This is a genomic window from Erysipelatoclostridium sp. An173 (assembly GCF_963931465.1).
GTDB classification, from domain to species: domain Bacteria; phylum Bacillota_I; class Bacilli_A; order Erysipelotrichales; family Coprobacillaceae; genus Thomasclavelia; species Thomasclavelia merdavium.
The window spans coordinates 656,080-675,115 of record NZ_OZ007017.1 but is presented as its reverse complement, the minus strand read 5'-3'; the positions used below and the strand labels follow the sequence as shown (position 1 = coordinate 675,115).

The 19,036-nt window shown below is 29.7% G+C and carries 13 protein-coding genes; all 13 read right to left on the bottom strand.

Annotation, left to right across the window (positions count from 1 at the left end):
• Window positions 1-26 precede the first annotated feature (26 nt).
• A complete protein-coding gene (locus ABGT36_RS03430; RefSeq protein ID WP_300078320.1) occupies window positions 27-1,421 on the bottom strand; it encodes a CotH kinase family protein in 1,395 nt (464 codons plus the stop codon).
• A gap of 3 nt (window positions 1,422-1,424) precedes the next feature.
• Entirely contained in the window at window positions 1,425-2,096 is a 672-nt protein-coding gene (locus tag ABGT36_RS03425; protein ID WP_087373740.1) for a DUF4956 domain-containing protein, read from the bottom strand.
• A 10-nt stretch (window positions 2,097-2,106) separates the two neighbouring features.
• Window positions 2,107-2,802: a polyphosphate polymerase domain-containing protein gene (locus ABGT36_RS03420; protein ID WP_204245244.1), complete on the bottom strand. Its 696-nt coding sequence runs from the start codon at window positions 2,800-2,802 to the stop codon at window positions 2,107-2,109.
• Between the two features lie 45 nt (window positions 2,803-2,847).
• The gene (locus tag ABGT36_RS03415; protein ID WP_087373743.1) at window positions 2,848-3,834 is read right to left on the bottom strand and encodes a PepSY domain-containing protein; all 987 of its coding nucleotides are present in this window, start codon (window positions 3,832-3,834) and stop codon (window positions 2,848-2,850) included.
• 3 nt (window positions 3,835-3,837) lie between these two features.
• Window positions 3,838-4,359, bottom strand: a complete 522-nt coding sequence (locus ABGT36_RS03410; protein ID WP_346676844.1) for an RNA polymerase sigma factor — start codon at window positions 4,357-4,359, stop codon at window positions 3,838-3,840.
• A gap of 275 nt (window positions 4,360-4,634) precedes the next feature.
• The gene (locus tag ABGT36_RS03405) at window positions 4,635-5,819 is read right to left on the bottom strand and encodes a PepSY domain-containing protein (RefSeq protein ID WP_346676842.1); all 1,185 of its coding nucleotides are present in this window, start codon (window positions 5,817-5,819) and stop codon (window positions 4,635-4,637) included.
• A 239-nt stretch (window positions 5,820-6,058) separates the two neighbouring features.
• A complete protein-coding gene (gene mfd / locus ABGT36_RS03400) occupies window positions 6,059-9,490 on the bottom strand; it encodes a transcription-repair coupling factor (RefSeq protein ID WP_087300429.1) in 3,432 nt (1,143 codons plus the stop codon).
• 8 nt (window positions 9,491-9,498) lie between these two features.
• Complete coding sequence (gene pth / locus ABGT36_RS03395) at window positions 9,499-10,053, bottom strand: aminoacyl-tRNA hydrolase (RefSeq protein ID WP_087300431.1); 555 nt, start codon at window positions 10,051-10,053, stop codon at window positions 9,499-9,501.
• 21 nt (window positions 10,054-10,074) lie between these two features.
• On the bottom strand, window positions 10,075-12,159 hold the full coding sequence (gene pulA / locus ABGT36_RS03390; protein WP_346676839.1) for a type I pullulanase: 2,085 nt from the start codon (window positions 12,157-12,159) through the stop codon (window positions 10,075-10,077).
• Window positions 12,160-12,360: 201 nt separating this feature from the next.
• A complete protein-coding gene (locus ABGT36_RS03385; protein WP_087300435.1) occupies window positions 12,361-14,757 on the bottom strand; it encodes a glycogen/starch/alpha-glucan phosphorylase in 2,397 nt (798 codons plus the stop codon).
• A gap of 24 nt (window positions 14,758-14,781) precedes the next feature.
• A complete protein-coding gene (gene glgB, locus ABGT36_RS03380; RefSeq protein ID WP_087300437.1) occupies window positions 14,782-16,644 on the bottom strand; it encodes a 1,4-alpha-glucan branching protein GlgB in 1,863 nt (620 codons plus the stop codon).
• Window positions 16,645-17,050: 406 nt separating this feature from the next.
• Window positions 17,051-17,938 carry a LysR family transcriptional regulator gene (locus tag ABGT36_RS03375; RefSeq protein ID WP_087300439.1) on the bottom strand — a complete coding sequence of 296 codons (888 nt, stop codon included), beginning with the start codon at window positions 17,936-17,938 and terminating at the stop codon, window positions 17,051-17,053.
• 207 nt (window positions 17,939-18,145) lie between these two features.
• Complete coding sequence (locus ABGT36_RS03370; protein WP_296884420.1) at window positions 18,146-19,021, bottom strand: DUF3737 family protein; 876 nt, start codon at window positions 19,019-19,021, stop codon at window positions 18,146-18,148.
• Window positions 19,022-19,036 lie beyond the last annotated feature (15 nt).

Sequence of the window (19,036 nt, the reverse complement as noted above, 5' to 3'; positions counted from 1 at the left end):
TACAATTTTATCTGGCCTTTTATTAACTAATCCTTCAAATCAGCAATTTCTCCCATATCTGGCAACCAAATATGATCTGCATTTATTTTAGTAGTATTTGTTTCTTGTTCTTTCCAGGTTGAAGCAATCTTGCCTTCTAATTGACCACGAACACTTTGAAAGCGTAAACTGCAAAATTCTTTAAAAGTTTCTACTCCTAGTAAATAATCTTCATAACTACAAAAAGCAGTTGGATCTTTTTTTACATAAGGAGCAATCATTTTAGTTGTTTTAGCTATTTTCTTTTCAAAATAACCATTTTCATAATACTCTTTTACAAAATAATCAAAATATTCATGATACTTTTTATAATAATCATCATTTTTCATTACATGATGGTACAAAGGACGATTTTTCATAATTGTTCCTGAAGCTGGCGTATTAATTGGATAATTAACATATAACGTTGCATCATTAATAGGATTAGGCATTCCAAGTGAATAAGTAGCAAAAGCTAAATTATAATCCCAAGGAATCATTGTCATAATACCATCTTCTTCATACAAAAAATAATTATGACCAGTTCGCCCTAAATAACTATCCATATTTACAACAAACACTTGAACCACAAAGTATGCTAACACTTCATCAATATTAACTGCTGTTTCCAAGTTTTTACCACTATCAAGTATTTTAATTGCTTCAATCAATCTTTTTTTATCTTCCAATGTAATGTCAAATCGAGCATTATTAAAAATATTATTATAATTTTCAACATCATCACCAATATATTTAAGGGCAATATCAGCATTTTCATCATCTAAGCTTCGATAACTTGGTTTATATAATTTACCATAATTTTTACCAAAGTTTCTTTTTACAAATGCTTCTTCTACTTCTTCAATCGCTAAAAAAAGCCCCCAATCCTTATCATTAATAGTTACCCAGGTATAACTACACAACGATGATGGTACTTCCATAAAACTCATCATCTGATAAGTCATATAGTTTTTTAGATAACTATTATCCTGAAACGAACAATCTAATGACATTTTATCCAAACCATAGTAATTTAAATCCTTATTATAATGATCAAATTCAATTTTCATACTATATCTTGTCAAACCATAACGTTCAACTAAACGTAATGAATTATTTCCTTTTACTCGTAAACCTACATTTTCAAATACTTCACCATCAATCGTAATTGTTGCTTCAACATATTTTTCCTCTTTGGCATTTGCAAAAAAACTTTCCGGATCATTAAACTGCAAATCAATTTGATGAACATAACTATCATCAAATAATTTATTTGCATATGGTGGCATAGAATCAGTTGACTGTAATCCCCATTGTCCTTTAAAAAGTAGTCCAGTTGCAAAAATCAATGCTAAAACTGTTGTTACAATAACAATTTTATCAAAATGTTTATGCCTAATCATAACTTATCCCATATAATCACCATTATAAGAAACTAAAACCGCATATGTGATTCCTTCCATATTTGATAATTCATTTATAAATAAAGCACTTTGATCTTTTATTCTTACTTCATAGTTCAATTCAATTGATTGTTTTTTTATACTTTTACTCTTCAAAGAAAAAGCATCTACCTGTTCTTTAACAAACTGACTTGCTTTTTTTTCAATCTCATCATCTTGACAATGAACAACTAAAATATATGGTCGTAAGACATTTTTCCGATTAGAAAAAATTATCAAAACTAACCCAACCATAACACTGCCAATTACCGCTAAAGGAATTAAACCCGCTGCTAAAACAATACCAGCAGCTATGCTCCAAAACAAAAATGCAATATCCATTGGTTCTTTAATTGCCGTTCTAAATCTGACTATTGATAACGCCCCTACCATCCCTAGTGATAAAACAATATTACTAGTTACAGCTAAGATTACTAAAGTTGTAATCATCGTTAAAGCTATCAAAGTAGTACCAAAACTCGCTGAATACATTAAACCACTATAACTTTTTTTATACACAAAAAAGATAAACAAACCAATACTAAATGCCAATAATAAGGCCACTAGCATATCAAACAAAGAAATTGCTGTAGCATTTTCTAAAAAACTTGATTTAAAAATATCACTAAAATTCATTTTTCCTCTCCTACCAATGTTTCAATCGACATTGAGCAAATTTTGAATATGCTCCTGTTTTTTGAGAAATGCCTTGAACCATTTTTAATACAATATCTGGTAAAAATTCATCATATTTAACTTCTAAAATAGAAACACCTAGATCAGCTGCAATTCCATTTGATAAATCAAAGAAATTCAAAACATTTGTTTCCGTATGTAAATCACGATCAATTGTAATCCTTACATTTCCTGGTAAATAACGATAAGCTTCCCGCCTGTAAAAAACTATTACTGAAGGTTGTAACATTTCCCCTTTGATCTTACTATAAAATTCAATTAATAACGGATTTTCACTAGCCAATAGAAAATCAATATCTCCAGCTAATATTTTTTCAACTTCTTCTTTACTAAGTTGCGCACTTCTTTTAGCACATAATCCATTATTTTTTATCTTTTTTTCTAATCTTATAAAACTAAAATCATTATTATAATAACGTATTCTAAACTTCTCACGTTTTTTAACACCATTCAATTTTTCAAATAACGCTTTATCTTCAGAGGTATCAAAATATAAACTATTAACCTGATACATCCCATCTTCATTGCTATGATCATCTAAGTCAAATAATAATTTTAATCGATTTGAAATCCAAAAATCCTCACCACTATTCATCCGATGTTTTAATTCATGGCGATAAGAAATTGGCTCTTTTTCAAGTAGCATAACTGTTCTCCTTATATTAAATTAGGAGTTTATTTTAATAACCTCCTATACATTTACTTCAACATTAAAAGTGATAATTTCACCACTAATAGCATTTAACTGATAATTATAAATAGCATAAGAATCTTGCATTTGAACATTAAAAATCAAACGATTATCATCACAATCCATATTTGATTGATAGCTAATAACTTCATTTTCAGATACTTTTGCATGTTCTAAAACCTTTTCTTTTACTTCTTCATCGCTTAAATATCCATCATGACTTTCAACACCATCAATTGTAATAGTTTTAAACTGAATATTTTTATAATGAACAAGTGTATTTAAATCATTGATCGTTAAATTAGTTAAATCACTAAACTCATAACTAGGATTGGCATTGATCAACTCTTGAATTAATGTTGCTTTACCAACAGAAATCTGATATTCATCAGCTAATTTTTTTACTTTACTAGAGTAATCAATATCCTGGGAAACTACTGATGCTTGAATTGAATATCCATCTAATACTTCTTTTACATCATTAGCAACCCGTTTTTTCAATTCTTCACGAGTATTACGATCATCCCCTTGAACAGTAACTAAAACAGAGTTTTTAATTTCATCGATATACCCATTTTTAAACATACTACCGATAATAGCATTAACAGCAACATCAATATCAGTATCAATTAGATCCATATCTTTAAGAACTAATTTACCTTCTTCATTATGATAATCAAAATCCGTTACTCGATTTTCATCATTAACTTCTAATTCAATATTAGGATTTACATCAAAAGAAACAATACAACCATCATGTGATCTTTGATTAAAATTAACAGTTACAAAACTTAATATAATTATCATTGATAAACATATCGCACTCATTTTCCAATGACTAACCAGTTTACGATGAGTCTTTTTACTACTAGAAGCCTCTACTTGTTTAACATATTTAATTTCATCTAGTAATTCCTTTTTTATATCATTCATCTGGAGTTGTCGAAATTCTTTTTTTAATTGATCTTTAATTTCACGATTTTTCAATTTTTACACCTCCATGCTATTTCTTAATTTTTTTAATGAGCGATGATATTTACTAAGAACTGTTGATAAGCCAATATCCATGATGCTAGATATTTCTCGAAAGGCAAATCCTTCAACGATATGCAAAACAATAATTTCCCTTTCTTCATTATTTAATAATGTCATCATTTTTTCAATTAAGATTTTATCATGAATTGTTTCTTTCATTCCTTGATCTGGATGATCAATTTCATAATCAACAAGCAGTTCCCGATTAGATTTACGTAAAGACATATAAGTTATATTTCGAGATATCGTTATCATCCATGCTTTAGCATGACTTTTTTGATTATAACGTCCTGCGTTTTTATATATTTGAATAAAAGTATCATGAGTCAAATCTTGGGCATATTCTTTATTACGAACTATACTGTAAATATATCGAAAGATTTCATCATGCATGATATCATATAATTCTGCAAAAACTTCTTGATTTTTTTCTTTTAATAAATTTAATAATTCATCTAATCGTTTATCCTTAACCATCCAACTTCTTTCCTTCCCATTTCAAAAAAATTATAGCAAATTTACAATGTCGCTATGTTAAGCTCATGTAAATTTTGTATTAATTATGTTAAGAAAACGTTGGATTTTACTACGTTTTTCCAATAAATATCTTTACATTACTAAAATTTTACGATCATGATTTTCCACTATTTTTAACCTATAATTTACAATCTTTTTTAAATCATAAATTAATCACTAATTAATCTCAACTTTATAAAAATATCAGGAAAAGTGAATCATATGATTCACTTTTTTTAATCATCGTAATCAGTATCGTCGTAGTTAGTATCCCCATCATCATCGTTATCATCATAATCAGTCACACCATCATTATTTGGTCCATAATCAGTGTCATCATAGTTTGTTACACCATCATTATTTGGTCCATAATCAGTATCATCATAGTTTGTCACACCATCGTTATTTGGTCCATAATCAGTATCATCATAGTTTGTCACACCATCGTTATTTGGTCCATAATCAGTATCATCATAATTTGTTACACCATCATTATTTGGTCCATAGTCACTATCATCATAGTTACCACCACCAGAATTAGAGCTGGCATTTGGTGTTACTGCTGGTGTTGCTGGTGATGAAGAAGCACTTTCTATTTCTCTTTCGATAACTCCCTTAGAAGCATTAATTTCATATTCGTATTCTTTACCATTACCTTTAAATTCAATTTCATATGTTAAAACACCATTTTCAATATCATAATCAATTTCTAAATCAGTAATTTGATTTTGAGCTAAACCAGCATCACTTAATGCTACTGCTAAAGCTTCATCACTAGTAATGTATTTTGATGTACTAACACTACCTAATAATATATCATCATCTTTTCTTTCCATTGACTGATAAATCATGATCAATTCCTGAGCATTTAATTTTACTAAATCTTCAACTTTATAAGCTTTTTGATTATCATCATTTTCATCTAAGATCTTTTCAATTAAAGTTGCTTTACCATAAGAAATATCATATTTTTTAATTAAACTTTCAACATCGTCATCAATATCCATATCTTGTGAAAAGATTGCGCCATCAATTGAATTTTCTTTTAATGATGATTGAATTGTTTCACCTAATTTTTGTTCTAATTCAATTCTTTTATCATCATCATCGTTATCAACTGATAATAAAACAGTATTATTTTCTGTTGATAAATGCCCCTCATCTACTAAAGAATCAACAATTTTATCAACTGCCTTATTAGCATCATCATCTTCAACATCAACTTTTTCTAAAATCTTTTTAGCATCTTCATTTCCAGCACTAATTCCGACTACTTCATCATCCTGATTTAATTCAAATTGGATGCTTGGATTAACATCCATTGTAACTATTGTTTCTGTCTTTGATGCTGTATTGCTACCACAGCCACTCAAGATAACCATTAACATCGCTCCACAAATTAATAAACTAACCTTTTTCATTTTATTTTCCCCTTTCAATTTTCTTTTGTTTTGCTTTTCACTATATCAATGCTTTAATATCCTGCTTTATTGCATAAATTTTAAAATTTTTTATAAAAAATTAAACGCAGTAATAAAATGATTATATACATCAAATATTTGATGTTTTTATTGTTTAAAATCATAAAATAAAAACAGAAGCTTAAAATCATTTAAAAATGATATCCACTTCTGTTTTCATCAATTTAATTTTTAATATCCTAAGAAGCACTTAATGTTGATATTAATTGATTAATTCGTTCTAACCATTGATCAGATTTAGGCAATAATAACATAACCTGTCCACCACTTTGTTTAAAGCCAGGTCGTGTAAATAAACGATTAACTAATTCAAATAATTGATCACCTTTTAATTCTTTACTATATTGTTTTGTAAAAGTAACCTGCATTTTTCCTTTAACTTCAACAATATCTTCTATTATTTCACTATTAGCTAAAATATCTAACTTTCTCTTTTCAATTAATACGGCAACCTCTTTAGGTAATTTACCATAATAATCAATAAATTCTGATTTTAAATGATCGATAGCTACAATTGTCTTAGCCTGATCAAGGCGTTGATATAATTCTAATTTTTCAATATCACTTGAAACATAGTCATGAGGAATATAACCGTCAACATTAACATTAACTGACTTAATTTCTTTTTCCTCATTAACTTTACCCATTTTTTCATTAACAGCTTCTTGAAGAATTTTCATATACATGTCAAAACCAATCGAATCAATAAATCCAGATTGAGTACCACCTAAAATATCACCAGCACCACGAATCGCTAAATCACGCATTGCAATTTTATAACCGCTACCCAATTCTGTAAATTCTTTAATCGCTTTTAAACGTTTACTAGCTTCTTCATTTAAAATCTTGCCTGGATTATATAATAAATAAGCATAAGCACCACGATTACTACGGCCAACGCGTCCTTTAATCTGGTATAACTGGCTTAAACCAAAACGATCAGCATCTTCAACAATTATAGTATTCGCATTAGGAATATCAATTCCAGTTTCAATAATTGTTGTACAAACCAAAACATTAAACTCTTTATTTACAAAGCGCATCATAACATCTTCAAGTTCATTTTTATCCATTTGACCATGCCCAATCGCCACTTTAGCTTGAGGTACTGCCAAAGAAATATTATATGCAACATTAGCAATTTGGTTAGTTCGATTATATAAATAGAAAACCTGACCATCACGTGCTAATTCACGTTCAATAATCTGTTTAATTAAAACATTACTTTTACCAACCACATATGTTTGTACTGGTTGACGGTTTTTAGGTGGCGTTTCAATTTGTGATAGTCCCCTAATTCCCATCAATGACATTTGTAAAGTACGTGGAATTGGTGTTGCTGTCAATGTTAAAACATCAATTGTTTTTCGATATTCTTTGATACGTTCTTTTTGACGTACTCCAAAACGCTGTTCCTCATCGATACATAATAAACCAATATCTTTAAAAATAACATCTTTAGATAAAATCCGATGTGTTCCCACTAATAAATCGATATTACCTTGTTTTAAATCAGATAAAATCTGTTTTTTATTTTTTGAAGAAGTAAAACGATTCAATAAAGCAATCCTTACTGGAAAATCTTTAAATCTAGCTTCCATGGTTTTATAATGCTGCATCGATAAAATTGTCGTTGGACATAAGAAAGCTACCTGCTTATTAGCTAAGATTGCTTTAAAAGCAGCCCGTAAAGCTACCTCCGTTTTTCCAAAACCAACATCCCCACATAACAAGCGATCCATTGGAGTTGGCTTTTCCATATCAGCCTTTATTTCATCAACTGAACGCTGTTGATCAGGCGTTAATTCATAACCAAATGCCTGTTCAAATTCTAATTGAATTTGATCATCTGGTGGAAAAGCAAAACCAGGCTGGTTAATTCTCGCTGAATAAATTTCGATTAATTTATCAGCAATATCATCAACTTTATTACGGGCCTTAGCCTTAGTCTTTTGCCAATTAGAGCTTCCTAATTTATTAACTTTAGGGATTTTTCCCTCACTGCTTGAATATTTTCTAATTAATTTAAATTGTTCTACTGGGATATATAAAGTATCATTATTAGCATAAGCCACATACAAATAATCTTTATGAAAACCTTGAACCTCTAAAGTTTTGATTCCTAAATACTGACCGATTCCATAGTTGTCATGAACTACATAATCACCAACATTTAACTCTTGATAATCTTTAATTATCTTAGCGTTCTTATATTTTAAATACTTAGGTTTATTTAAATTACGAGTTTTAAATAACTCATTAGCACTGATGATTACTAGTTTTTCATCAACTAACTCAATCCCCGCATTTAATCGATAAATACCAATATTTAATCCTGGATATAATTCATCCTTGATACCAACTAATGTATATAACATTTCATGACGATCAAATAATTCACACATAAGTTTTATTTGATGTTCATCATCTAATGCAATTAATACTTTAGAAACTTTTAGATAATCCCTAATTTCTTTGACCAACAGATTTTCATCATTATTATCTAACATGATACCCCGAGCATTAAAGAAGACATCTTTGTCATCTTTAGCAAACGGATTAAAGAATACTGCATCCTGATCTAAAATTTGATACAAATCACTAAATAAATTTAATCCTTTAACACTTTTACCAATACTAGCTAGTTCTTGATAATAATAAAAGTTTTCTTCTAAGTAATTCTTATATGCTATTTCAATATCATGACGATTTACTTGAATAATTAATGGATCATTAACATACTCCAACAAATTAGCAGTTTGATTAAACAAATTATAATAGCTATACATATTAAAGCTAGTATCATGATTACGTAAATTTTCCTGGTCAATAGCAACCTTGTTTAAATATTCATCCTGATACATTTCTTCTAATTCTTCAAACTGCTGATCACGTAAATCATTTATTTTTCCTAATACTGCTCGTACTTCTTTTTCTTCATATAAAATATCACTAGCAGGTATAATTGTAATTTGATTTACATGTTCAATTGTTCGCTGGCTGTTTTGATCATAGAAACGAATATTATCAATTTCATCATCAAAAAACTCAATTCTAACTGGATTTTCATATTGAATCGAAAAAACGTCAATAACTCCACCACGCTTAGAAAAATAAAATGGCTGATCGACTCGCATCGCATTTTGATATCCCGCATTAATTAATTTTGTTTGTAACTGATAGATATCGATATGATCGCCAACTTTAATATCCAAACAATTATCACAAAATAATTGTTTTGTTGGTAAATATCGAACCAGTGCCTGACCGTGAGTAATTAAAATTTTAGGCTTATTTTGACTCAATTGATATAATGCATCAATTCTTTGTCCTAATAATTCTGGTGATGAAGCCAATGTTTCAATTCGATATGACTCATCAACTGGAAAAAATAAACAATCCTGTTCATTGATCAAAGCTAATTGCTGATACAATAGATTGGCTTCATATTGATTCGGCTTAATAACAACAATATCTTTTTTCAAGTGCAAAAAGGCACTAGCTATTAATAGTGCCTCATCATTTACATTGTTTACAACGATACTTCCCTGGCCATTAAGCAGAGTCTTAAAAGCCAGATTTTTCTTTAAAATCTCATCTATTTTTTTCATAATTACCTCTAATTATAATGATTCATAACATAATCAAAATCATGATCCAGACAATCTATAACAGCATCACAAGCTCGATCAATACCTTCCTTAATAGCCGCTGTTTCTTCTTTAGTAAATTTTGATAATACATAATCTACTACTTTTATATAGGGATGACGGTCAATTCCAACACGAATTCGTTTAAAATTCTGTGATGATACATGTGAGATAATATTTTTTATTCCATTATGACCCCCGGCACTTCCACTTTTACGTAAACGTAATTTACCAACCGGCATATCTAAATCATCATAAATAACTAGAATATCATCGATATCAATTTTGAAAAAATTCATTGCAGCAATAACTGCTTCCCCTGATAAATTCATATATGTTTGCGGCTTTAATAAAATAACATCTTCACCATGATATTTAAATTTAGTATATAAACTTTTAAATTTCTTTTGATCAACTGTTACATTTAATTTATCAGCAAGCGCATCAATAACCATAAAACCACAATTATGACGTGTTGCTTCATATTCCTTACCAGGATTTCCTAGTCCAACAATTAATTTCAATTTAATTCTCCTTATCTAATATTATTTAGCTAATACAACAACTGTTTTAGCTCCAATTTGACTATCAGTAATCAATCCATAAAGCAGCTGATAATCAGTTTCGTCATAATCAAACGTAAAATTAGACGGATTAATATAGATTACAAATTTCTGATATTCTCCCTCATCTTGTTTGAGAGTATATTTTAACATCTTAAAGTCAATATTTTCAACTATTATATTTTTTTCTATATCTTCTACCGTAGAATAACGGAAACATTTATTATTTTTTCTTAATTGAATAATCTTTTTAATGTCTTCAACATCATCTTTATATATATCTCGAAAATCCCAATTTATAGAATTGATATTATCTGGAGAATTATAACTATTACCAATTCCTCCTTTGGTACGATAAAATTCTTGACCAGCATGAATAAAAGGAATACCTTGTGATAGTAATGTTACAATAGTTAAATTTTTCTGCCGTTCTAAAATTCCATTTAACCCTTCTTCAACATTAGAAATATATAATTTATCAAAGATAGTTGCATTATCATGACATTCTACATAATTTATAGATTGATCTGGTGATGTATAACGATTACATGCCATAATACAATTACGTGCTCGTTCAGTTTCATAAAGATTTCCAGTAATAAATCCCTTATTAACCAAAACACCATCACTGCTGCCACCTTTAATAACTTCACGAAATTCATCATTGAAAAAACTAATATTTGGCATTTTATAATGATTAAACTGCATCGCCTTTTGATCATCAGGTAAACTAGTTGGCATATTCCATCCTTCACCATAGACCATAAATGATTTATCATATGAATGGCAAATTTGATATACTTGATTTATTGTTTCAATATCAATGATTCCCATTAAATCAAAACGATAACCATCAACACCATAAAAACTTTGCCATCTTCTTGACATATCAATAATATACTTACGAACCATATAATTACAGCTTTCTAAATCATTACCACACCAAGAACCATTTGACAAAGTACCATCCATATTTTTTCTAAAATAATAACCAGGCACAATTCGTTCAAATGGACTAGCATTTACATCATACATATGATTATAAACCACATCCATAATAACTCTTAAACCATGACGATGTAATCGAGCAATCATTTCTTTACACTCTAAAACACGGCTATAACCATCATTAGGATCACTGCAATAACTTCCTTCAGGAACATTATACTGCGCTGGATCATAACCCCAGTTATATAATAGATGAGGCTGATTTTCATCAACCGTTGCAAAATCAAAAATCGGCATTAGCTGAACATGCGTAATCCCTAAATTTACTAAGTAATCTAATCCAGCGTTATTTCCATGTTTAGTAATTAAGCCAGCTTCACTAACACCTAAAAACTTCCCCTTATGTTTACTTGGGCTATTTTCATACATCGTAAAATCACGGACACTAAGTTCATATAAAATGACATCCGTTTTTTGTTTCAATGGTTTTAAATATTGACGATTCAAATCGATCATACATTTATTCAAGTCAATTATTATACTACTTCTACCATTTGCTGAAGAACTATATGCATATGGATCTAATGCATTAATAAAACTATCATGATGCCTTACTTGATAAAGATATTCACAATTATCATAATCTCCTGATAAATATAAACTAAAAACGCCATTTTCTACTCTTTTCATGTCATAGCTAATGAACTCATGGTTTTTCTTTACCATTACCTTAACCTCTAAAGCAGTTGGCGCCCAAACTTTAAAAACAGTATAATCAGGATAGTAAGTACTTCCTAAATCATGTCCGTCATAATAATTAACTTTCATAAACTCGGGATCATTAATAAGTGGGGTATACTGTAATGTCTCACTTAAACCATAAGCATCTAAAACTTGATAAACTTGTGTAAAATCAATATTGACATCATCAAAAAAATAATGCGTATACTTCTCTTCAACATATTTAGCTGAAATCATAATTTTTTGTAAGTCACCAGTCAATACATTGCGTAAATAAAATCTATCTGAATTTCCATCATAATATTGTCTAACTAGTAATACTTCCATTTTGTTCGCTAAAATCATTTTAGCAATCATTCTTACAGCACTATTTTCCATGACATTCATCCTTTCATCTCGAACTCATTATATCTTATCATTTACAATAAGGCAATGAAATGAGTGAAGTTAACAAGCCATTTATTAAGATTTTATTAATATAATTTAAATAACTTTTTTATAAAAAATAATTTAGTTATTTTCAATAAAACAAGGATAAATCCCCAATCGATTTATCCTTGTTAGTATTTAGCTTTAAAACTAGAATTTAAGTTTTTCTAAATGCCAGATATCATCAACATATTGTTGAATTGTACGATCTGATGAGAAGAATCCACTTTTAGCAATATTTACAAGACATGCTCTAGCCCAGCGATTACGATCTTGATATAAATCACGTACTTTTCTTTGTGTTTCACAATAAGATTCATAATCAGCTAAAACAAAGTATTCATCATTTTTGTTCATTAATTCTTCAAAAATAACTCTGAATTCTTCACGATTATCGATGAATGTTCCATCCATCAAACTATCAATAACACGTTTTAATCTTGGATTATTGTTGTAGTAATCCCATGCCCGATAAGTTCCGCTATCACGTAATTCTTTTACTTCGAAATCTTTCAAACCAAAGATTAAGCAGTTATCTTCACCAACAAGTTCAGAAATTTCAACATTAGCACCATCTAAAGTACCTAAAGTAATTGCACCGTTCATCATGAATTTCATATTTCCAGTACCACTAGCTTCTTTACCTGCTGTTGAAATTTGTTCTGAAACATCAGCTGCTGGCATAATTTTTTCTGCCAATGTTACTCCATAGTTTTCTAAGAAAACAACTTTTAAGTATTTATTAGTTTCTGGATCGTTATTTACCACTTCTCCAACGCTATTGATTAATTTGATAACTTTTTTAGCAAAATAGTATCCGCTTGCTGCTTTTGCTCCAAAAATGAATGTTCTTGGTTCAATACGATAATCAGGATTATCTTTCATTCTAAAATATAAATCAATAATGTGTAATACATTTAATAATTGACGTTTATATGCATGTAGACGTTTTACTTGAATGTCAAAGATACTATCAACATCTACTGTAATACCATTATGTTCTTTGATATAGTCAGCAAGAATTTGTTTTCTTTCTCTTTTAACATCTAAGAAACGTTCTTGAAGTACCGGATCATCAACATGATCTAGTAAATCTTCTAATTTTTCTGGATGTTTGATCCAGCTATCACCAATATATTCAGTGATTAATGATGATAATTCAGGGTTACAATATGCTAACCAGCGACGATGAGTTACCCCATTTGTTTTATTGTTGAATTTATTTGGGTATAAAACGGCAAAATCTCTTAATTCACGTTCAGCTAAAATATCTGAGTGTAATTTAGCAACACCGTTAACACTAAAGCTTCCAACAATTGCAAGTTTTGCCATATATACAGTACCATCGCGTAAAATCATTACTCGATCTACTAATTCATCATCGTGTCCACTAACCATTTTAGCATACCCAACAAAACGACGATGAATTTCTTCAATAATCTGATAAACTCTTGGCAATAATGATTGCATTACATCAATTGGCCAAGTTTCCATTGCTTCAGCTAAGATAGTGTGGTTTGTATAAGCAAATGTTTGAGTAGTAATATCCCAAGCTTCTTCCCATTCATAATCATGTTCATCAATTAAGATTCTCATCAATTCTGGAATTGCTAAAACTGGATGAGTATCGTTTAATTGAATAACATTTTTTTCATGGAAATTACTTAAACTAGGATATTGTCTTAAATGTGCTTTAACAATAGAAGCTAATCCTGCACATGTAAAGAAATATTCTTGTTTTAAACGCAACACTTTTCCTGCTGGTGTTGAATCATCAGGATAAAGCATTTGACAAATATCGCGAACATTTTGAACGTATTGTCTAAAATCCTGATTTGCAGGAATATTATCACTAGCTTCTGCAGACCACAAACGTAATGTGTTTGTTGTTACTGTATCATTACCAACGATAGGTACATCATAAGGAACTGCAAATACTTCTTCAGCATCTACATGTTCATATTTTCCTGTTTCTTCATTGAAAACAATTTTTCCAAAGAATTTTACTGGTACACGATGTTTTGGTTTTCTTACTTCCCAGTTAAATCCTACCTGCATCCATTGATCAGGTAATTCAATTTGATAACCATTTTCGATCTTTTGTTTAAATAAACCATATTCATAACGAATAGTATGTCCATGACCTGGATATTTTAATGAAGCTAAAGAATCCATAAAGCAAGCTGCTAAACGACCTAAACCACCGTTTCCAAGTCCAGCATCGCTTTCTAATTCTTCTAAATCATGAATGTTAATACCATATTCAGCTAATCCTTCTTTAGCAATTTGATAAATACCAAGATTCATCATATTGTTTACTAGAAGACGTCCCATTAAAAATTCCATTGAAAAATAATGCATTTGTTTTTGACAATTGTTACGAATCATAGCTTTACTAGTTGCCCAGTTAACTGAAGCATAGTCACGAACCATTGTTTCTAATACTAAGAAACGTTCAGTAATATGACTTTCTTCAACAGTACGTCCATATGATTCAATAATTCTACGTGAAAACTCAAATTTAAATTCTTCTTTGTTCTTAAACATATTATCTCCTTTTTGATACCAGTTTTATTTTGGTGCTTTATATTCGAAAATCATGCTGCCAAAAGGAGCAATATTCACTGGTATATAATATTCTTTATTTAAAGTTTGACCTTTTTTAGCTCTAATAGCACGTTTGTTAGTATAGTTACTTCCACTATAAATATCAGTATCGCTATTAAGAATTTCTTTATAAGATCCTGGTTTGTTTACTGGAATCTTATAACCTTCATGCTTATTAGCAGTAAAGTTCATTACTGCAATCAATGAACTACCATCAGTTCCTTTTCTTTCTATTGCAAAGACGCTTTGAGCCCGATCATCAACAACAAGCCATTCAAAACCGTCCATGCCATAGTCTTGTTCATACATACATTGATAATTTTTATAGATTTCATTTAATCTAATCATGAAATGATGGAAAGAATCATGAATTGGGTATTTTAAAATATTCCATCCCAATGCCACTTTTTCGTCCCATTCCTTATATTCACCTAATTCATTTCCCATAAAGTTTAATTTCTTACCTGGATGAATCATCATATAAGTATATAGCGTTTTTAATTGCGCAAATTTTTGTTCATGAGTACCCCAGATTTTATCAACAATGGTACCTTTACTATGAACAACTTCATCATGTGAAAATGGCAATATAAAGTTTTCGCTATAAAAATATGCCATTGAAAAAGTAATTAAATTGTGGTCACTTTGACGATATACTGGATCCAATTTCATGTACTTCAAAGTATCATTCATCCAACCTAAATCCCATTTGTAGTCAAATCCTAGACCACCAACGTCTGGTGATTTAGTAACGCCATTAAAATCACTAGAATCTTCTGCAATTAACATAACCCCAGGGAAATATCCTTTCATGTGGTTATTCATTCTACGCATAAATTCTACTGCTCCGTCGTTTAGACCAGCTTCTTTATTTCCCTTCCAATAAATTAAATTGCTTACTGCATCAAATCTAATTCCATCAACGTGGAAATATTTAGCAAAAAAGCCAACGCTACTCATCAAAAAGCTACGTACTTCTTCGCGCCCAACATCAAAATAAACACTATCCCATTCTGTATAACGGCGATTAATATCTGGATAATCATAAACAAAACCGCCATCAAATTGATATAAACCATGTCCATCTTTTACAAAATGAGCTGGAACAAAATCCATGATAACACCAATTCCAGCTTTATGACAAGCATTTATGAATTTCATCAATCCCTTTGGTTCACCATAACGGCTTGTTACACTAAAGTAACCAGTTGCCTGATATCCCCAAGAACCATCGAATGGAAACTCAGTTAATGGCATCAATTCAAGATGAGTATAATGATTTTCAACTAAATAAGGAATGATCAAATCTATCATTTCTTCATAAGTATAAAATTCACCATCTTCTTCATCTGTAAAATCTTTTTTCATTTTCCAAGAACCAATATTTGCTTCATAAATATTCATTGGTTTATCAAAGTTTTTAGTTCTGGCATTTAACCAGCGTTTATCCGACCAGCGGAAATTTTCAATATTGTATACTCTTGATGCAGTTCCAGGCCGTAATTCACTATAAAAAGCGTATGGATCTGCACGATCAACAGTCGCAAAATTTTGGGTTTCAATTCGATATTTATACAATGCTTTTTCCTTAACTCCAGGAATAAACAAAGTCCAAATACCACCATCGGTATATTTTTCCATATAGTGATTGCTTCCATCCCAATCATTAAAATCACCTACGACTTGTACACTACGTGCATTAGGTGCATAAACGGTGAAGCGGACACCTTTTTTATGGTTGTTTGTCTCCAAATGAGCACCAAAAATTTTATACGCCTCTAAAGTATTTCCTTTATGAAATACGTGAATCAAAAAATCATCGAGCATGTGTCACTCCCCCTTTTCTAAGATAAAATCATTATATCATAATTAAAGGTGCATTTCATCAAAAAATGATAACGCTTTCAGAGTGCTGGTAAAAATATATAGTAATCAAAACAAGTATTCTTTTACTATGATCGACTACTTATCTTGATTAAATCAGTAAAACTTAAAAAATTGTTGGATTGGACCCGCTCCCTATTCTAACAAAATATCAAAAAAATGAAAAGCAATTTTTTTACTTTCAAACCTAATTAATAGTCATTCTATCAATAAAAATCATATTTTTACTTAATATTCAGCCTTGTTGACTTATTAAAAAACCATATTTTTATTAAATTCATCTTTTTGTATCAATCTTTAAAAGAATAAAAAAACAAGTAGATATTATTTGATAATATCAAACTTGTTTTTATTTACCATCTTTAATCTCTTTAGAAATAAAATCAATAAATCTTGAAATTGTATAACTAAAAGACTGATATTTTTTCCAGATAACTAATGAAGCTGTTGTCATTTTAGGATAAAGCGGTCTAAAACATAGCTGGTCACTAATAACATTGCTTGTAGACCCTTCAATAACGATTGCATAACCTACATCATTTTCTACTAAAGTAGCTGCAGTAGATGATAATTCAGAGACTGCAACAAAATTAAGTTTTTCATAATCGTTTCCCATCCAGTTTTTCAACTGATTTTGTGTTTCAATTCTTGCGGTATTTATTAATGGTATATTTATTAAATCTGATGCTTCTAAATAATCTTTACTAGCTAGCGGTGAATCGGCTTTCATCAATATTCCCCATGTTTCTAATTGATTCATTTTCAAAAAATTTAATTTTTCCAAATCAATTGGTTCAATAACAAAACCCAGATCAACTAAACCATTATCGATTGCTTCCATGATAAAATCAGAATTTCCGTTTTTTACTTTAAAAACCACATCTGGATATATTTCCTTAAATTCTTTAATATATCTTCCCATGGTTTGAGTTGCTTCAGTTAAACCACAAGCTAAAACAATTTCACCACTCACATCATTATCTTGATTACTAATTTCCAGCTCGGTTTTTTCAGCTAAACTAACAATTTCTTCAGCTCTTCTTTTTAATAACATTCCAACATCTGTTAAGATCATTTTTCTTTTGCCACGAATAAATAACGCTACACCTAATTCATCTTCTAACTGCATTAACTGACGACTAAGGGTTGGCTGGGTAATATGTAATACTTCTGCAGCTCTAGTAATATTTCCTTCTCTAGCTACAGCTAAAAAATATTTTAAAACTCGTATTTCCATCATGATCACCTCAATTTTTATTTAATTTTATCATTGATGTTAGCTTGTTGTAAACAAAAACGGCTAACTATAATAATCTAGTTTTCATCAAATAAACAGAGTAAATATTAATCAATATAATATAGAAAAATCCCACTAAAGCAGATACATTTATTTTATATATCTACTTTAGCGGGAACCTATCATAAGTCAGTTTTTAAGTCCTATTTAATTTGTGATAGTACATTCTTTGCATTCTTGATTAAAATTCATAACATTGCAGCAACGAATTTGACATTTTGTTGGTGCATCTAATACGATTTGATCAATGCTATCAGCACAAATATAACCTGATTCAGGATTTTTTACACTAACAATATTTCCTTTAATTGTTGCTTGAACATCACTTTTTTCAAAACTCAAATCAGTATCGATCATTTCACAATCTTCTAAAATTAATCCTTTAGCATAACATAGCGGCTGAGTACCAATGATTTTACAACGTACTAATTTTAAATTTTCACTATACCAGGCTAAATATTCTCCTTTTAAAACACTATCATAAACAGTAACATTTTTACTATGCCAAAAAGCATCTTTAGTATCTAAATATGAATTTTTAATAACCATATTTTCTACATATTGAAAAGAATATTTACCACTTAACTCAAAATGATCCAACTCAATATCATTACTGTGTAAAAATGGATACTCACCAGTTAATTTACAATTGCTCAATTTTAAATTAGCACTCATCCAGCCAAATTCTGGTGAAATAATATCACAATTATTCAATGAAACATTGTGACATTCACGGACTGCTTTAATACCATGTAATTTACTATTTTCAATAGTGACATCATTATCATACCATAAAGCTGCCCGGCATAAATCAGTCATTTCAGTATTTATAATCTTAGCATGATTAACATGCCAAAATGGATATCTTAATGCAAAATAACAACTATCTACAAGAATATCATGGGTTTCTTTAAATGGTGATTCACCATCTTGAGGACCTTGAAAATTACAACTAATTACTTCACTATCATGAAGCCCATATAAAGCTCTTTCTTCATCGAAATTTTGATTTACTATTTTCATAATCTCACTTCTTTC

Coding starts and splice junctions, on each gene's coding strand:
- ABGT36_RS03430 (WP_300078320.1), bottom strand. CDS start 1,421: ATGATTAGGCATAAACATTTTGATAAAATTGTTATTGTAACAACAGTT.
- ABGT36_RS03425 (WP_087373740.1), bottom strand. CDS start 2,096: ATGAATTTTAGTGATATTTTTAAATCAAGTTTTTTAGAAAATGCTACA.
- ABGT36_RS03420 (WP_204245244.1), bottom strand. CDS start 2,802: ATGCTACTTGAAAAAGAGCCAATTTCTTATCGCCATGAATTAAAACAT.
- ABGT36_RS03410 (WP_346676844.1), bottom strand. CDS start 4,359: ATGGTTAAGGATAAACGATTAGATGAATTATTAAATTTATTAAAAGAA.
- ABGT36_RS03405 (WP_346676842.1), bottom strand. CDS start 5,819: ATGAAAAAGGTTAGTTTATTAATTTGTGGAGCGATGTTAATGGTTATC.
- mfd (WP_087300429.1), bottom strand. CDS start 9,490: ATGAAAAAAATAGATGAGATTTTAAAGAAAAATCTGGCTTTTAAGACT.
- pulA (WP_346676839.1), bottom strand. CDS start 12,159: ATGGAAAATAGTGCTGTAAGAATGATTGCTAAAATGATTTTAGCGAAC.
- ABGT36_RS03385 (WP_087300435.1), bottom strand. CDS start 14,757: ATGTTTAAGAACAAAGAAGAATTTAAATTTGAGTTTTCACGTAGAATT.
- glgB (WP_087300437.1), bottom strand. CDS start 16,644: ATGCTCGATGATTTTTTGATTCACGTATTTCATAAAGGAAATACTTTA.
- ABGT36_RS03375 (WP_087300439.1), bottom strand. CDS start 17,938: ATGGAAATACGAGTTTTAAAATATTTTTTAGCTGTAGCTAGAGAAGGA.
- ABGT36_RS03370 (WP_296884420.1), bottom strand. CDS start 19,021: ATGAAAATAGTAAATCAAAATTTCGATGAAGAAAGAGCTTTATATGGG.